This window comes from Pseudomonas sp. AL 58 (assembly GCF_036348395.1).
Lineage (GTDB): Bacteria > Pseudomonadota > Gammaproteobacteria > Pseudomonadales > Pseudomonadaceae > Aquipseudomonas > Aquipseudomonas defluvii.
The window spans coordinates 85,176-102,125 of record NZ_JAZBQR010000010.1; the positions used below are offsets into that span (position 1 = coordinate 85,176).

Below are 16,950 nucleotides of genomic sequence, written 5' to 3' on the forward strand. Positions count from 1 at the left end.
GCCGGCATAAAAAAACGCCGCCTGGCAGCAGGCAGCGTTTTCGGTGTTGCAGTACAGCCGATCAGTGAGGCTTGCGGGGCACGGCGTCGAGCAACTCGGCCGGCGGCATCTCGCAGCTGATCTTGCGACCCAGCAGTGTTTCGATGGCGGGTAGCTGGTAAGAGTCATCTTCGCCGGCGAAGCTGATCGATACGCCGCTGGTGCCGGCACGACCGGTACGACCGATACGGTGAACGTAATCGTCCGGGTCTTCTGGCAGGGTGAAGTTGATCACATGGCTGATGCCGTCGATGTGAATACCGCGACCGGCCACGTCGGTGGCCACCAGTACGGTGATACGGCCTTCACGGAAGTTTTCCAGCGTGCGGATACGCTTGTGCTGCGGCACATCGCCGGACAGCTGGGCGGCGTTGACACCGTCGCGTACCAGGCGCTCTTCGATACGGCGCACTTCGTCCTTGCGGTTGGCGAAGACGATGACCCGTTCCCATTTGTTGCGGGTGATCAGGTTGTACAGCAACTTGTATTTGTCGCTGCCGGCCACGGCATAAACGTGCTGCTCGACGGTCTCGCTGGCGACGTTTTCCGGCTCGATCTCGACGATGGCCGGGGTCGTGGTCCACTGCTTGGCCAGGTTCATCACGTCTTCGGTGAAGGTGGCCGAGAACAGCAGGGTCTGGCGTTCGCTTTTCGGTGGCGTCTGGCGAATGATCTGCCGTACCTGGGGGATAAAGCCCATGTCGAGCATGCGGTCGGCTTCGTCCAGCACCATCACCTCGACCATGTCCAGGTGCACTTCGCCGCGCTGGTTGAAGTCCAGCAAGCGGCCCGGTGTGGCAACCAGGATGTCGCAGTGGCGGGCTTCAAGCTGTTTGAGCTGTTTGTCGAAGTCCATGCCGCCAACGAAGGTCATTACGTTCAGGCCGGTGTACTTGGTGAGTGCGGCGGCGTCCTTGGCGATCTGGACGACCAGTTCACGGGTCGGGGCGATGATCAGTGCCCGGGGCTCACCCATGTAGCGCTCTTTGGGGGCCGGGGTCTGCTGCAGTTGAGTAATGATCGAAATCAGGAACGCGGCGGTCTTGCCTGTGCCGGTCTGAGCGCGGCCGATAGCGTCCTGGCCACGCAGGGTGTAACCCAGTACCTGAGCCTGAATCGGCGTGCAGTAGGGGAAGCCCAGGTCATGGATGGCGTGCATCAGCTCAGGCGACAGCTTGAAGTCGTGGAAACGGGTCTTGCCTTCCTGTGGCTCAACCATGAAGTCTTCCAGTTTCCAACTGGATGCCGCGGGTTTTGGCTTGCGCTCACGGCGCGGCTTGGGTTCTGCCGGTTTCTCAGCCTTTGCCGCGACGGGCGCTTGAGCCTGTGGCTGGGCTGCTGGTGCAGAGGGCTTGGGTTGTGCAGGTGGCTGCACCACGGGGGCAGCGGTTTCGGCAGCGAGTTGCTCAGCCTCGCCTTTGCCGAACATCTTCTTGAGTGCTTTGAGCACGGTCATCTCGTCAATTGGTTAAGGAATGTACGCCGGCCAGTGTAATGCAAGATTCGGGCGCGGCGTAGTGGATTGCGCTGACGGCTACACGGAAGTCGTGCTTCCGCTCAAACGCTGGGTCAGCCAGGTACCGATATCGCGGATTTCCTCGGGCAGCACTTCGTGCTCCATCGGGTATTCCTGCCAGCCGGCATTAACCCCCCAATGTTTGAGGTGTTCGTAGGCGGTACGGCCCATGGCGTTCTGTACCACAGTGTCGTACTGGCCATGCAGGCACAAGGCCGGGGTGCGTTGCTGGCTGGCGCTTAGCTCGCGTTCGGCGCTGAAGGTCGGTGCGTAGGTTGACAGGGCCAGGACACCGCCCAGGGTGCCTTGCCACTTTACATACGCCGTGTGCAGCACGACCGCACCACCTTGTGAAAAGCCGGCAAGAAAAATCCGCGTTGGATCGATCCCTTTGGCGCGCTCGGCCTCGATCAATGCAATGACCTGGTCGGCTGAGTCTTCCAACTGCTTGCGATCAATCGAACGGGCCGGGCTCATGGCCGTGATGTCGTACCAACTGGGCATTTCATAGCCGCCGTTGATGGTCACCGGGCGGGTGGGTGCCTGGGGCATTACGAAGCGGGTACTCAACAACTGTTCCTGCAAGGCTTCGGCGACCGGCAGGAAGTCGTAACGATCTGCCCCCAAACCGTGCAACCAGATCACACAGGCATCGGGGGTCTTTTGCGGCTCAAGTATCAACGGGGTGGTCATGACTGCTCCGAAAATGTGCGCACGCTCTTATTAAGTGCATGAAAAGAAGGCGTGTCGGTTCGGTCCGGGAAAAACTTGTCGAAAGGCGACAAGTTTACCTGTTGGCGCACACTGAATCGCTTAAGCGGCTCAGTGTGGTACGCGCTTTGCTACGAACCTTGCGACGTGACGCGTGGCGTTTCGACGGTAACACCATTTCGCTATTAAAGGCTGTCACAGAACAGCGTTATTGCGCCATTGACCCAAAAGCAAGCCAGCGCGGGTCGGATGCGCCTCATAAGGGTGCGGTGCAATCGGCTCGAACACAACAAGAGCAATCTGGAGGTTTTAATGAAGATGTTGAAATCCACTCTGGCAGTCGTTACCGCTGCCGCCGCACTGGGTATCAGTGCTTTCGCGCAGGCCGGTGCAACCCTCGAAGCGGTTCAGAAAAAGGGTTTCGTCCAGTGTGGCGTGAGTGACGGCTTGCCGGGCTTCTCGGTGCCGGATGCCAAGGGCAAGATCGTGGGTATCGATGCTGACGTCTGCCGCGCCGTGGCTGCCGCCGTCTTCGGTGATGCAAACAAGGTCAAGTTCAGCCAACTGAACGCCAAGGAGCGTTTCACGGCGTTGCAGTCCGGTGAAGTGGATGTGCTATCGCGTAACACTACCTGGACCAGTTCGCGCGATGCCGGCATGGGCCTGGTGTTCGCGGGCGTCACGTACTACGACGGCGTAGGTTTCCTGGTGAACAAGAAGCTTGGCGTTTCCAGTGCCAAGGAGCTGGATGGCGCAACCATCTGCATCCAGGCCGGTACCACCACTGAACTCAACGTCTCCGACTACTTCCGCGCCAATGGCCTGAAGTACACCCCGATCACCTTCGACACCTCCGATGAAAGCGCCAAATCGCTGGAGTCCGGTCGTTGCGATGTACTGACCTCCGACAAGTCGCAGCTCTACGCACAACGCTCCAAACTGGGGTCGCCAAACGATTATGTCGTGTTGCCGGAAACCATCTCCAAGGAGCCACTGGGCCCTGTCGTGCGTAAGGGCGATGAAGAGTGGTTCAGCATCGTCAAGTGGACCCTGTTCGCGATGATCAATGCCGAAGAGGCAGGTATCACCTCGAAGAATGTCGAGGCTGAAGCGAAATCGACCAAGAACCCGGACGTCGCCCGCCTGCTCGGTGCTGATGGCGAATATGGCAAAGACCTCAAGCTGCCCAAGGACTGGGTCGTACAGATCGTCAAGCAAGTCGGTAACTACGGCGAAGTGTTCGAGAAGAACCTTGGCGCAAGCACCGATCTGAAGATCGACCGTGGTCTGAATGCCCTCTGGAACAACGGCGGCATCCAGTACGCGCCACCAGTGCGCTGATGGGTACGGCCTGCGGCAGCGAGCTGCTGCAGGCCGTTTCGTTCCTTCTCTTCGGGGCATTTCATGCAAAATAAAATCGGCGCACCCAAAGGGGTTTCCCTTAGCGATCCACGTGTGCGTGCGTGGCTGTTCCAGATCATCACCGTGGTCGCGGTGGTAGGGCTGGGCTGGTACCTGTTTCACAATACCCAAACCAATCTGCAGCACCGAGGCATTACCTCGGGTTTTGATTTCCTTGAGCGCAGTGCCGGTTTCGGGATCGCTCAGCATTTGATTCCTTACACCGAGTCCGACAGTTATGCCCGGGTATTTGTCATCGGTTTGCTCAACACGCTGCTGGTGACCTTCATCGGCATTATCCTGGCGACCGTGCTGGGTTTCATCGTCGGTGTGGCCCGGTTATCGCCGAACTGGATGATCAGCAAGCTGGCCACGGTGTATGTCGAGACTTTTCGTAACATTCCGCCGCTGCTGCAGATCCTGTTCTGGTACTTCGCAGTATTTTTGACCCTGCCGGGGCCGCGCGGCAGCATCAATTTTGGCGATACGTTCTTTATCAGCAACCGTGGCTTGAACATGCCGGGTGCTTCGCTGGCGGAGGGCTTCTGGCCGTTCGTCGGCAGTCTCGTGGTGGCCGTGATTGCCATCGTGCTCATGGTCCGTGTGGCCAACAAGCGCTTTGAGGAAACCGGCGAGCCGTTCCATAAGTTCTGGGTAGGCCTGGCGCTGTTTCTGGCCATTCCCGGGCTGTGTGCGTTGCTCATAGGCACCCCACTGCACTGGGAAGTGCCGCAGCTCAAGGGCTTCAACTTTGTGGGCGGCTGGGTACTGATTCCCGAACTGCTGGCGCTGACCCTGGCATTGACGATCTATACGGCAGCGTTCATTGCCGAGATCGTTCGTTCCGGGATTCGCTCGGTCAGCCATGGCCAGACCGAGGCGGCGCGTTCGTTGGGCCTGCGTGAAGGGCCAACCCTGCGCAAGGTCATCATTCCCCAGGCGCTGCGAGTGATCATTCCACCCTTGACCAGCCAATACCTGAACCTGGCGAAGAACTCCTCGCTGGCGGCGGGTATCGGCTATCCGGAAATGGTTTCGCTGTTCGCCGGAACCGTGCTCAACCAGACCGGCCAGGCTATCGAAGTGATCGCCATCACCATGAGTGTCTACCTGGCCATCAGCATCAGCATTTCCCTGCTGATGAACTGGTACAACAAGCGCATTGCGCTGATCGAGCGGTGAGGATACGCGCATGAGTACCCATGTTTTCAAACCTGATATGCCGCCGCCGGTGAAAGCCGTCGGTGCCCTCGCATGGATGCGCAACAACCTGTTCTCCAGCTGGCTCAACACCCTGTTGACGTTGTTTGCGGTGTATTTGGTCTGGCTGATCGTACCGCCCCTGTTGCAGTGGGCATTCATCGATGCCAACTGGGTGGGAACCACTCAGGCCGACTGCACCAAGGAGGGCGCTTGTTGGGTGTTTATCCAGCAGCGCTTCGGGCAGTTCATGTACGGCTACTACCCCAGTGAACTGCGCTGGCGGGTCGACCTGACGGTGTGGCTGGCCGTGATCGGCGCAGCGCCCCTGTTCATCGCCCGCGTCCCGCACAAGGTTGTCTACGGCTTGGCGTTCCTGGTGCTGTACCCCGTCCTGGCCTACACCCTGCTGCACGGTGGGTACCTGGGGCTGGTTGCGGTGGCCACCAGCCAATGGGGTGGCTTGATGCTGACCCTGGTGATTGCCACGGTCGGTATCGTCGGTGCGTTGCCGCTGGGCATTCTGCTGGCACTGGGACGGCGCTCGAGAATGCCTGCAGTGCGCGTGGTGTGCGTCACGTTCATCGAGTTCTGGCGTGGCGTGCCGTTGATCACGGTGCTGTTCATGTCGTCGGTAATGCTGCCGCTGTTCCTGCCTGAAGGCATGAGCTTCGACAAGCTGCTGCGAGCGATGATCGGGGTGATCCTGTTCCAGTCGGCCTACATCGCCGAGGTGGTGCGCGGTGGCTTGCAGGCCATTCCCAAAGGCCAATACGAGGCGGCTGCCGCGATGGGCCTGGGTTACTGGCGGGCGATGGGCCTGGTGATTCTGCCGCAAGCCCTGAAGCTGGTGATTCCCGGCATCGTCAACACCTTCATTGCCCTGTTCAAGGACACCAGCCTGGTCATCATCATTGGCCTGTTCGACCTGCTCAACAGTGTCAAGCAGGCAGCAGCCGACCCCAAATGGCTGGGTATGGCGACTGAAGGCTACGTCTTCGCCGCCCTGGTGTTCTGGATTTTCTGTTTCGGTATGTCCCGCTACTCCATGCATCTGGAGCGTAAGCTGGACACAGGCCACAAGCGTTAGGAGTGTTCCCATGAGTGAAGCGATCAAACAGCCTGTGAGCCCTGAAGGCATTATTCAGATGCAGGGCGTGAACAAGTGGTACGGCCAGTTCCACGTGCTCAAGGACATCAACCTCAATGTGCGTCAGGGGGAGCGTATCGTCCTGTGCGGGCCTTCGGGCTCGGGCAAGTCGACGACCATCCGCTGCCTCAACCGTCTTGAAGAGCACCAGCAAGGCCGCATCGTGGTCGATGGCGTCGAGTTGACCAACGACCTCAAGCAGATCGAGGCGATTCGCCGTGAAGTGGGCATGGTGTTCCAGCACTTCAACCTGTTTCCGCACCTGACCATTTTGCAGAACTGCACCCTGGCACCGATGTGGGTACGCAAGATGCCCAAGCGCAAGGCCGAGGAAATCGCCATGCACTATCTGGAGCGGGTGCGGATTCCCGAGCAAGCCAACAAGTATCCGGGGCAGTTGTCCGGTGGTCAGCAGCAGCGGGTAGCGATTGCCCGGGCGTTGTGCATGAAGCCAAAGATCATGTTGTTCGATGAGCCAACCTCGGCGCTCGACCCGGAGATGGTCAAGGAAGTGCTCGACACCATGATCGGCCTGGCCGAAGACGGCATGACCATGCTCTGTGTAACCCATGAAATGGGCTTTGCCCGGACCGTGGCGAACCGGGTGATCTTCATGGACAAAGGTGAGATCGTTGAGCAGGCGCCGCCGAACGACTTCTTCGACCGGCCTCAGAACGAGCGAACCAAGCTGTTCTTGAGTCAGATCCTGCACTAAGGGCTGAAATGCAATCGCCGGCTTTGCCGGCGATTGCATTTACGGGGGTCAGTTGTTTTCTGTCTGCACCGGCGCGGGTGGCGGACGCAGGCCGACTTCAGCGACCAGCTTGAGCGCCTTGCCGTTGCGGATCACCTCGATCGTCACTTTATCGTTGGGCTTGGTCCGCGCCACCTGATTCATCGAACGACGGCCATCACCCGCTTCCTCACCATTGATGCTCAAGATCACATCGCCCAATTGCAGGCCGGCCTTTTGCGCTGGGCCATCGCGGAAGATCCCGGCGACGACGATGCCTGGTCGGCCCTGCAGGCCGAACGAATCCGCGAGTTCCTGAGTCAGGGGTTGTACTTCGATGCCCAGCCAGCCCCGGATTACCTGGCCATGCTCGATGATCGACTTCATGACTTCCAGGGCCAGCTTGGTCGGGATGGCGAAGCCAATGCCTTGCGAGCCGCCGGACTTGGAGAAAATCGCCGTGTTGATACCGGTCAGGTTGCCGTTGGCATCGACCAGCGCGCCGCCCGAGTTGCCCGGGTTGATCGCGGCGTCCGTCTGGATGAAATCTTCATAGGTGTTCAAGCCGAGTTGGTTGCGCCCGGTGGCACTGATGATACCCATGGTGACGGTTTGGCCGACGCCGAACGGGTTGCCAATCGCCAGGGCGACATCGCCGATATGAATACCGTCGGAGCGACCAATGGTGATTGAGGGCAGGTTTTTCAGGTCGATCTTCAAGACCGCGAGGTCGGTCTCAGGGTCGCTGCCAATGACGCGGGCGAGGGTTTCGCGGCCGTCCTTGAGCGCCACCACAATCTGGTCCGCCCCGGCGGTCACGTGGTTATTGGTCAGCAGGTAGCCTTCCGGGCTCATGATCACGGCTGAACCCAGGCTGGACTCCCAGCGTTTTTGCTTGGGCAGGTTATCGCCGAAGAAGCGGCGGAACTGCGGGTCCTCGAACAGCGGGTGAGCGCTCTTGTTCACCATTTTGGTGGTGTACAGGTTGACCACGGCAGGAGCGGCAATGTTCACCGCATCGGCGTAGGACACCGGCCCCTGCATGATGCGTGTGGTTTGCGGCGCCTGCTGCAAATTGACATCCTGGCTGGGCAAGCCAACCCACTGTGGGAAGCGCAGGATGACCAGCAGGGCGACCAGTACACCGGTCAGCAGTGGCCAGCCAAAGTAACGCAAAGCCTTGAGCATTGAACGAGTCTCGGGAGTTGGCAGAGGGCCGCGAAGTAGTAAGGCGCGCGATCATACTGTGTCAGGCGTTGCGCCGGAACAGCACAACGTGATGACGGATAGCGGTAATTGATCTGGCGCCCCAGGCGTATGCCGTCGGTTTCCCCAAACCGGTCGACGGCCCATAATGACGTTCATTATACGAGGCCTTGTGCCGCGCTGAACTGCTGAATTAAGGAGTCTTTTCATGGCTGTCGCCCTGAGCACCCTGGTCGAGGAAGCCGACCGTTACCTTGGCAGTGCAAAAATTCAGGATTACTGCCCCAATGGCCTGCAAGTCGAGGGTAACCCACAGGTAACGCGCATTGTCAGTGGTGTCACTGCCAGCCAGGCGTTGCTCGATGCTGCTGTCGAGGCCGGCGCTGACCTGGTGCTGGTTCATCATGGTTATTTCTGGAAGGGTGAGAGCCCTTGTATCACCGGCATGAAACAGCGCCGCCTGAAGACCTTGCTCAAGCATGACCTGAGCCTGCTGGCCTATCACCTGCCGCTGGACCTGCACCCGGAAGTCGGCAACAACGTGCAACTGGCGCGGCAACTGGAGATCACCGTTGAAGGCCCTCTGGATCCTGAAAACCCACGGGTAGTGGGATTGGTCGGCTCGCTGGCCGAACCGCTTTCTGCGCGTGATTTTGCCCGCAAGGTGCAGGATGTGATGGGGCGTGAACCCCTGCTGATCGAAGGCGACGGGGTTATACGCAGGGTCGGCTGGTGTACGGGCGGTGGCCAGGGCTATATCGATCAGGCGATTGCAGCCGGTGTCGACCTGTACCTCAGTGGCGAAGCGTCCGAGCAGACCTTCCACAGTGCGCGGGAAAACGGCATCAGCTTTATCGCCGCAGGCCATCACGCGACCGAGCGTTATGGCGTGCAGGCACTGGGTGATTACCTGGCGCGGCGATTCGCACTGGAACATCTGTTCATCGATTGCCCGAACCCCATCTGAAACTCAAAACCCCTAGGCATATTCTTATACCGTTTCGTTCTAGTTTGCTTCCTCAATAGAATTGGACGCTGTGCTAGAGTGCCGAACGCGAACACGGCCCGCTGGCCGTCCATAAGATCGATTTTCCGTGAGTAGCCATGGTCGACAAACTGACGCATTTGAAACAGTTGGAGGCGGAGAGCATCCACATCATTCGTGAGGTGGCCGCCGAGTTCGATAACCCGGTGATGCTGTACTCGATTGGCAAGGATTCGGCAGTGATGCTGCATCTGGCGCGCAAGGCTTTCTTCCCGGGCAAGCTGCCGTTTCCAGTGATGCATGTCGACACACAGTGGAAATTCCAGGAGATGTACAGCTTCCGCGACAAGATGGTCGAGGAAATGGGCCTGGAGCTCATCACCCACGTCAACCCTGAAGGCGTCGCCCAAGGTATCAACCCGTTCACCCACGGCAGTGCCAAGCACACCGACATCATGAAGACCGAGGGCCTGAAGCAGGCGCTGGACAAGTATGGTTTCGATGCCGCGTTCGGTGGTGCTCGTCGCGATGAAGAGAAATCCCGCGCCAAGGAGCGTGTGTACTCGTTCCGCGACAGCAAGCACCGCTGGGACCCGAAGAACCAGCGTCCTGAGCTGTGGAACGTCTACAACGGCAAGGTGAACAAGGGCGAGTCGATTCGTGTGTTCCCGCTGTCGAACTGGACCGAGCTGGACATCTGGCAGTACATCTACCTGGAAGGTATCCCGATCGTGCCGCTGTACTTCGCTGCCGAGCGCGAAGTGATCGAGAAGAACGGCACGCTGATCATGATCGACGACGAACGCATCCTCGAGCACCTCTCCGACGAGGAGAAGGCTCGCATCGTCAAGAAGAAAGTGCGTTTCCGTACCCTTGGCTGCTACCCGTTGACGGGCGCGGTGGAGTCCGAAGCCGAAACCCTTACGGACATCATTCAGGAAATGCTCCTGACGCGAACGTCCGAACGCCAGGGCCGTGTCATCGACCACGATGGCGCCGGTTCGATGGAAGACAAGAAACGTCAAGGCTACTTCTAAGTTAGGGTCAGAGCATGTCGCACCAATCCGAATTGATCAGCGAGGACATCCTCGCTTACCTGGCCCAGCACGAACGTAAAGAGCTGCTGCGCTTTTTGACCTGCGGTAACGTCGATGACGGCAAGAGCACCCTGATCGGGCGCCTGCTGCACGACTCCAAGATGATCTACGAAGACCATCTGGAAGCGATCACCCGCGACTCGAAGAAAGTCGGCACCACTGGCGAAGACATCGATCTGGCGCTGCTGGTCGACGGCCTGCAGGCCGAGCGTGAGCAAGGCATCACCATTGATGTGGCCTACCGCTATTTCTCCACCGCCAAGCGCAAGTTCATCATTGCCGACACCCCGGGCCACGAGCAGTACACCCGCAACATGGCGACCGGTGCTTCTACCTGCGACCTGGCGATCATTCTGGTCGATGCCCGCTATGGCGTGCAGACCCAGACCCGCCGTCACAGCTACATTGCGTCGCTGCTGGGTATCAAGCACATCGTTGTCGCCATCAACAAGATGGACCTCAAGGGCTTCGACGAGCAGGTCTTCGAGTCGATCAAGGCCGACTACCTGAAGTTTGCCGATGCCATCAAGCTGAACCCGAGCAGCCTGCACTTTGTACCGATGTCGGCCCTCAAGGGCGACAACGTGGTCAACCGCAGCGAGCGTTCGCCGTGGTACACCGGCCCTGCGCTGATGGAAATTCTGGAAACCGTGGAAGTTTCCGCCGACCGCAACTTCACCGACCTGCGCTTCCCGGTGCAGTACGTGAACCGGCCGAACCTGAACTTCCGCGGCTTTGCCGGTACGTTGGCCAGCGGTGTCGTACACAAGGGCGACGAGATCGTCGTTCTGCCGTCGGGCAAGAGCAGCCGGGTCAAATCCATCGTCACCTTTGAAGGTGAGCTGGAACAGGCAGGCCCAGGCCAGGCCGTAACCCTGACCATGGAAGACGAGATCGACATCTCCCGTGGTGACTTGCTGGTGCATGCCGACAACGTTCCACCGGTGACCGACCAGTTTGATGCCATGCTCGTGTGGATGGCTGAAGAGCCCATGCTGCCGGGCAAAAAGTACGACATCAAGCGTGCTACCAGCTACGTGCCGGGCTCGATTGCCAGCATCACCCACAAGGTTGATGTGAACACCTTGGAGCAGGGCGCCGCCAGTGCGTTGCAGCTCAACGAAATCGGTCGGGTCAAGGTCAGCCTGGATGCGCCGATTGCCCTCGACGGCTATGACAGCAACCGCACCACTGGTGCTTTCATTGTCATCGACCGTCTGACCAACGGCACCGTGGGTGCCGGCATGATCATCGCGCCTCCGGTTGTACCGCATGGTTCGGTGGGGCATCACGGCAAGATGGCTCACGTAGCCACGGAAGAACGTGCACTGCGTTTCGGTCAGCAACCGGCCACCGTGCTGTTCAGCGGCCTGTCGGGCGCGGGCAAGAGCACCCTGGCGTATGCCGTTGAGCGCAAGCTTTTTGACATGGGCCGTGCGGTCTACGTGCTCGATGGCCAGAACCTGCGTCATGACCTGAACAAGGGCCTGCCACAGGACCGCGCCGGGCGTACCGAGAACTGGCGCCGTGCCGCGCACGTTGCGCGTCAGTTCAACGAAGCCGGCCTGCTGACCCTGGCGGCCTTCGTCGCGCCGGATGCCGAAGGCCGTGAACAGGCCAAGGCGCTGATCGGCAAGGAGCGTCTGGTCACGGTCTACGTCCAGGCGTCGCCAATGGTTTGCCGCGAGCGTGACCCGCAAGGGCTCTACGCTGCCGGTGGCGACAACATCCCGGGTGAGTCCTTCCCGTACGATGTACCACTGGATGCCGATCTGGTGATCGACACCCAGAGTGTCAGCCTGGAAGACGGCGTGAAGCAGGTGCTGGATGTGCTGCGTAAGCGCGGCGCGATCTAAGCGTCTGGCTTGACCGAAAACCCCGCGCTTGTCGCGGGGTTTTTTATTTTAGCCATGCCCCTTTTTTCACGGTTTAAGATCTGCATATGAGCCGTATAGGGAATTGTTCAATTTTCCTATTGAGTGGCGTTTTTAAACATCAGTTGATGGAGCATTCCGGCCTGTTAGCGTCCATTTTGCAGCGATGGGCTCGCTCTGGGTCATGCTTTTGTAGAATGAAATGCCCATTGGTGCATGCGGCGGTGAGTGCGGCTATCAAAAGCGCCAATACGTGCTTCATGGTGTCCTCTCGGCTGGTGTGGGGCGATGAAGACTAGCAATGTCGTCATGCCTCGATACCTCATTGAGGGGTGCTTTTTGTGGCTTGCATCGCAGGCTAATGAGTGAGTATTCATTAGCCTGCTGCCAAGGTTTCTGATTGTCTTGTGGGAAATTTCGGTTAAATGATTGAGTCCGGCGATGGACTAAATATGCTTTTCCGACACCGGTATCACCCGTCGCTCCTTCACCGCCTTGAAGGAAAAGCTCGAGTAGATCTCCTTTACACCCGGTAGTGACTGCAACACCTCGCGGGTGAATTCGCCGAACGATTCCAGATCGCGTGCGAGGATTTCCAGCAGAAAGTCATAGCGGCCGGAGATGTTGTGGCAGGCGACGATCTCTGGAATTTCCATGAGCCGTTGCTCAAAGGCGCGCGCCATTTCCTTGGTGTGCGAGTCCATCATGATGCTCACGAACGCGGTCACGCCAAACCCCAGGGCCTTGGGCGAGAGGATGGCCTGGTAGCCGGTGATGTAGCCGGTCTCTTCCAGCAGTTTGACTCGCCGCCAACAGGGGGAGGTGGTCAGTGAGACGCTGTCGGCCAGCTCGGCGACGGTGAGCCGGGCATTGTCTTGCAAGGCCCCCAGCAGGGCACGGTCGGTACGGTCGATGGCGTTAGGCATGATTTGCCCTCCACGGTCTTTTATTGTTGTTTTTATGCCAATAATTACCGAGAAAGCTGGGTTTATTTGGAAAAATATCAGCACTTGAGTGGCATAAGCTTATAGCAAACCATAAGAGGCTGTTGCCATGCGCGACTCCAACAATAAATCCGGTTTTTCTACGCGTGCCATTCACCATGGTTACGATCCGTTGGCGCACAACGGCGCACTGGTGCCGCCGATCTACCAGACCGCCACGTTCGCATTTCCGACGGTTGAGTACGGTGCAGCGTGCTTTGCGGGGGAGGAGGCGGGGTACTTCTACAGCCGTATTTCCAACCCTACCCTGGCCTTGCTGGAGGCGCGCATGGCTTCGCTGGAAGGCGGCGAGGCCGGGCTGGCGCTGGCGTCGGGCATGGGTGCGATTACCTCCACGTTATGGACCTTGCTGCGTCCTGGCGACGAAATCCTGTTGGGGCGTACCCTCTACGGCTGCACTTTCGCGTTCTTGCACCACGGCATTGGCGAGTTCGGTGTCACCTCGCGGCATGTCGATATGAGTGACCTGCAAGCGCTCGAAAACGCGATCACTCCGGCCACGCGGGTGATCTACTTCGAGTCACCGGCCAACCCGAACATGCAACTGACTGACATCGCCGCCGTGGCGAAAATCGCCCATCAGCACGGCATCATCGTCGTGGTCGACAACACCTACTGCACGCCGTACCTGCAGCGTCCACTGGAACTGGGCGCGGATCTGGTGGTGCATTCGGCAACCAAATACCTCAGTGGTCACGGTGATATTACCGCCGGCCTGGTCATCGGCAGCAAGGCGCTGGTTGACCGTATCCGACTGGAAGGCCTCAAGGACATGACCGGCGCTGTCCTTTCGCCGCATGATGCCTCGCTGCTGATGCGCGGCCTGAAGACGCTCACGCTGCGTATGGAGCGCCACTGCAGTAATGCGCAGGCCATCGCCGAATTCCTCGCCGAACAAGCGCAGGTGGAGTTGATCAACTACCCCGGCTTGCCAGGTTTTTCCCAATACGAACTGGCGCAGCAGCAAATGCGCTTGCCGGGCGGGATGATTGCCTTTGAACTCAAGGGTGGCATTGCCGCCGGTCGGCGTTTCATGAATGCCCTGCAGTTGTTCAGCCGTGCCGTCAGTCTGGGCGATGCCGAATCGCTGGCCCAACATCCGGCGAGCATGACCCATTCCAGCTATACCCCGCAGGAGAGGGCCCAGTACGGTATCTCCGAGGGGTTGGTGCGGTTGTCGGTGGGGCTGGAAGACATCGATGACTTGCTGGCAGACATCGCGCAGGCATTGAAGGCCTGTGCCTGAACTGACATGGATGAGGTCAATGCGATGGTGGCAATGATGAACCGTGTGCCTGGCGACAGTATGGCAGGGCAGCCTGGACATGACCCGCAGGTCGATCCCGATCCCGGCGAAACGGCCGAGTGGCTGGATGCGCTGGACTCGACCTTGCGGCATTGTGGCCCGGCGCGTGCGCGATTTTTGCTGGAGCAACTGGAGGCGCACGCCCGTGAGTTGGGCCTTGAGCGCGGTGCTCAGGCGTATTCGGCGTACCGCAATACGTTGTCGGTAGAGCAGCAGGGCGCCTATCCCGGTGACCTGGAAATTGAAGAGCGGATTACCCGTTTGCTGCGCTGGAACGCGTTGGCAATGGTGGTTCGAGCCAACCATGCCTACGGTGATCTGGGTGGGCATATCGCCAGCTACGCTTCGGCCGCCGAAATTTTCGAGGTGGGTTTTCAGCATTTCTTCAAGGGCGGTGAGCCTCAGCACGCCGATCTGGTGTTTTTTCAGCCGCATTCAGCCCCTGGTGTTTACGCCCGGGCGTTCCTTGAAGGGCGACTGAGTGAGGCGCAACTGTCGCGCTATCGGCAGGAGGTCGAGGGTGGCGGCCTGTGTTCTTATCCGCATCCCTGGTTGATGCCTGACTTCTGGCAGTTCCCCACCGGTTCGATGGGAATCGGCCCGATCAGTGCGATTTACCAGGCGCGTTTCATGCGTTACCTGCAGCACCGTGGGCTGGCGGATACTGCCGCTCGGCATGTCTGGGGCGTGTTCGGTGACGGTGAAATGGACGAGCCGGAGTCGATTGCCGGGCTGACCCTGGCGGCCCGTGAGCAACTGGATAACTTGACGTTCGTGGTCAACTGCAACTTGCAGCGCCTGGACGGGCCGGTACGGGGCAATGGACAGATTGTCCAGGAGCTGGAAGCCCTGTTCAGCGGTGCTGGCTGGCAGGTGATCAAGGTGCTGTGGGGCTCGGAGTGGGACGCCCTGTTTGCCCGCGACAGCGAGCATGTGTTGTTGCGTCAGCTTGCGGCGACCCCCGACGGGCAATTCCAGACCTTGGGGGCCAATGACGGCGCCTATAATCTTGAGCATTTCTTCAATCAGAGCCCGGCGTTGCAGCAGTTGGTCGCGCACATGAGCTCGGCCGAGATCAATGCCCTGAAGCGCGGTGGCCACGATTTTCGCAAGCTGTATGCCGCCTTCGCTGCGGCCAAGGCCTGTAAGGGGCGGCCAACCGTGATCCTGGCCAAGACCAAGAAGGGCTATGGCATGAGTGCTGCCGGTGAGTCGCGGATGACCGCGCACCAGGCGAAAAAACTCGATGTGCAGGCCCTCCTGGCCTATCGCGACCGTTTCCATCTGCCGCTCTCGGATGCCGATGTCGAACAGCTGCGTTTCTACCGTCCACCGGAAGACAGCCCGGAAATGCGCTATCTGCAAGCGCGTCGTGCGGCACTGGGGGGCTTTTTGCCGGCGCGTCGCAGCGAGGTTCGGTCGATACCGGTGCCATCGCTGGATGCCAGTGCAGGGTTTGCGCTGCAGGCGGATGGCAAGGAAATGTCTACCACCATGGCGGCGGTTCGCGTACTCAGCGCCTGGTTGAAAGCGCCGGAGCTGGGGCCGCGCATTGTGCCGATCGTGGCGGATGAGGCGCGCACATTCGGCATGGCCAGCCTGTTCCGGCAGATCGGTATCTACTCGCCGCAGGGGCAGCGCTACGAGCCGGAAGATGCCGGTTCACTGTTGTTCTACAAGGAAGCGCAAGACGGTCAGTTGTTGGAAGAGGGCATAACCGAAGCTGGGGCGCTGTCCTCCTGGGTTGCGGCTGCCACGTCGTATGCGGTGCACGGCGAACCGATGCTGCCTGTGTATATCTATTACTCGATGTTCGGTTTCCAGCGGGTGGGCGACCTGATCTGGGCCGCCGCCGACCAGCGTGCCCGGGGCATCCTGCTGGGGGCTACTGCCGGGCGTACCACGCTCGGTGGTGAAGGCCTGCAGCATCAGGATGGTTCCAGCGTGGTGATGGCGTCGATGGTGCCCAATTGCCGGGCCTGGGAGCCATGCTTCGCGGGTGAGTTGGCGGTCATTCTGGAGCATGCTGCGCGGCGGATGCTCGGGGAACAGTGCGACGAGTTCCACTACATCGCCGTGATGAACGAAAACTATCCACAGCCCTCGCTGCCCGAGGCCGCTCATGCAGGGGTGCTGCGAGGTATGTACCGGTTCACTGAGCACTCGCTGGAGCACGCCGTGGGGCGCGTACGTCTGCTGGGCTCCGGGGCAATTCTGCGAGAGGTGATTGCCGCCAGTGAGCTGCTGGCGAACGAGTGGCAGGTTGAAAGTGAAGTGTTCAGTGTCACCAGTTTCAGTGAGCTGGCTCGCGATGCGCGCGATGCACAACGTGCAGGCCGTTGCGCGAAGGCAGGGGTAGCAGCCAGTTACGTCCAGCAGTGCCTGGGTGGGAGCGCGCCGATCGTCGCTGCCAGTGATTATGTGCGGGCCTGGCCGCAGTTGATTGCCGAGTACCTGGCGGCGCCTTATGCCACCTTGGGCACTGACGGTTTCGGTCGCAGTGATACGCGGCAGCAGTTACGTCGGTTCTTTGAGGTCGACCGCTTCAGCATTGTCCTGGCCAGCCTGCATAGCCTGGTGCAGAACGGGTCGTTGGCACCGAGTGTGCTGGAGCAGGCCGTAGCGCGGTATCCCGTCTGCAGCGAGACGGCGCCATGGTATAGCTGATATGGGATGCAGGTTTGCCTGCGATGGCGCCGGTGGAGTGCCAGTGCGTTCGCGGCGTTTG

At 59.7% G+C, this 16,950-nt stretch carries 13 protein-coding genes; 9 read left to right on the plus strand and 4 right to left on the minus strand.

Annotation, left to right across the window (positions count from 1 at the left end; all coding sequences use genetic code 11):
- Positions 1–61: 61 nt before the first annotated feature.
- Positions 62–1,489, minus strand: coding sequence for an ATP-dependent RNA helicase RhlB (gene rhlB / locus UIA24_RS12915; RefSeq protein ID WP_102052807.1), 1,428 nt, complete (start codon positions 1,487–1,489; stop codon positions 62–64).
- Positions 1,490–1,573: 84 nt separating this feature from the next.
- Positions 1,574–2,248, minus strand: coding sequence for an alpha/beta hydrolase (locus tag UIA24_RS12920; protein WP_330523010.1), 675 nt, complete (start codon positions 2,246–2,248; stop codon positions 1,574–1,576).
- Between the two features lie 330 nt (positions 2,249–2,578).
- Between UIA24_RS12920 and UIA24_RS12925 the strand changes: the two genes are divergently transcribed.
- The 4 genes from UIA24_RS12925 (at position 2,579) to UIA24_RS12940 (ending at position 6,732) form a co-directional block, all read left to right on the plus strand.
- Positions 2,579–3,607, plus strand: a complete 1,029-nt coding sequence (locus UIA24_RS12925) for an amino acid ABC transporter substrate-binding protein (RefSeq protein WP_099775740.1) — start codon at positions 2,579–2,581, stop codon at positions 3,605–3,607.
- A gap of 63 nt (positions 3,608–3,670) precedes the next feature.
- Complete coding sequence (locus tag UIA24_RS12930; protein ID WP_330523011.1) at positions 3,671–4,849, plus strand: amino acid ABC transporter permease; 1,179 nt, start codon at positions 3,671–3,673, stop codon at positions 4,847–4,849.
- Between the two features lie 10 nt (positions 4,850–4,859).
- Positions 4,860–5,957 carry an amino acid ABC transporter permease gene (locus tag UIA24_RS12935; RefSeq protein ID WP_102052792.1) on the plus strand — a complete coding sequence of 366 codons (1,098 nt, stop codon included), beginning with the start codon at positions 4,860–4,862 and terminating at the stop codon, positions 5,955–5,957.
- Between the two features lie 10 nt (positions 5,958–5,967).
- A complete protein-coding gene (locus UIA24_RS12940) occupies positions 5,968–6,732 on the plus strand; it encodes an amino acid ABC transporter ATP-binding protein (protein ID WP_065761990.1) in 765 nt (254 codons plus the stop codon).
- 48 nt (positions 6,733–6,780) lie between these two features.
- Here the strand turns inward: UIA24_RS12940 and algW are convergent, their stop codons facing one another.
- Positions 6,781–7,938: a Do family serine endopeptidase AlgW gene (algW, locus tag UIA24_RS12945; protein WP_099775737.1), complete on the minus strand. Its 1,158-nt coding sequence runs from the start codon at positions 7,936–7,938 to the stop codon at positions 6,781–6,783.
- A gap of 226 nt (positions 7,939–8,164) precedes the next feature.
- On the opposite strand from algW, the gene UIA24_RS12950 reads away from it, so the two are divergent.
- The 3 genes from UIA24_RS12950 (at position 8,165) to cysN (ending at position 11,894) form a co-directional block, all read left to right on the plus strand.
- The gene (locus UIA24_RS12950; RefSeq protein WP_330523012.1) at positions 8,165–8,923 is read left to right on the plus strand and encodes a Nif3-like dinuclear metal center hexameric protein; all 759 of its coding nucleotides are present in this window, start codon (positions 8,165–8,167) and stop codon (positions 8,921–8,923) included.
- Positions 8,924–9,060: 137 nt separating this feature from the next.
- Positions 9,061–9,978 carry a sulfate adenylyltransferase subunit CysD gene (gene cysD, locus UIA24_RS12955; protein ID WP_099775736.1) on the plus strand — a complete coding sequence of 306 codons (918 nt, stop codon included), beginning with the start codon at positions 9,061–9,063 and terminating at the stop codon, positions 9,976–9,978.
- A 14-nt stretch (positions 9,979–9,992) separates the two neighbouring features.
- Positions 9,993–11,894: a sulfate adenylyltransferase subunit CysN gene (gene cysN / locus UIA24_RS12960; protein WP_099775735.1), complete on the plus strand. Its 1,902-nt coding sequence runs from the start codon at positions 9,993–9,995 to the stop codon at positions 11,892–11,894.
- 464 nt (positions 11,895–12,358) lie between these two features.
- On the opposite strand, the gene UIA24_RS12965 is transcribed toward cysN, so the two are convergent.
- Positions 12,359–12,838 (minus strand): Lrp/AsnC family transcriptional regulator, encoded by a 480-nt coding sequence (locus tag UIA24_RS12965; protein ID WP_065761279.1) that lies wholly within the window; start codon positions 12,836–12,838, stop codon positions 12,359–12,361.
- 127 nt (positions 12,839–12,965) lie between these two features.
- On the opposite strand from UIA24_RS12965, the gene UIA24_RS12970 reads away from it, so the two are divergent.
- A complete protein-coding gene (locus tag UIA24_RS12970; RefSeq protein ID WP_330523014.1) occupies positions 12,966–14,162 on the plus strand; it encodes a methionine gamma-lyase in 1,197 nt (398 codons plus the stop codon).
- A gap of 60 nt (positions 14,163–14,222) precedes the next feature.
- A complete protein-coding gene (mdeB, locus tag UIA24_RS12975) occupies positions 14,223–16,889 on the plus strand; it encodes an alpha-ketoglutarate dehydrogenase (protein WP_330523043.1) in 2,667 nt (888 codons plus the stop codon).
- Positions 16,890–16,950: the final 61 nt, after the last annotated feature.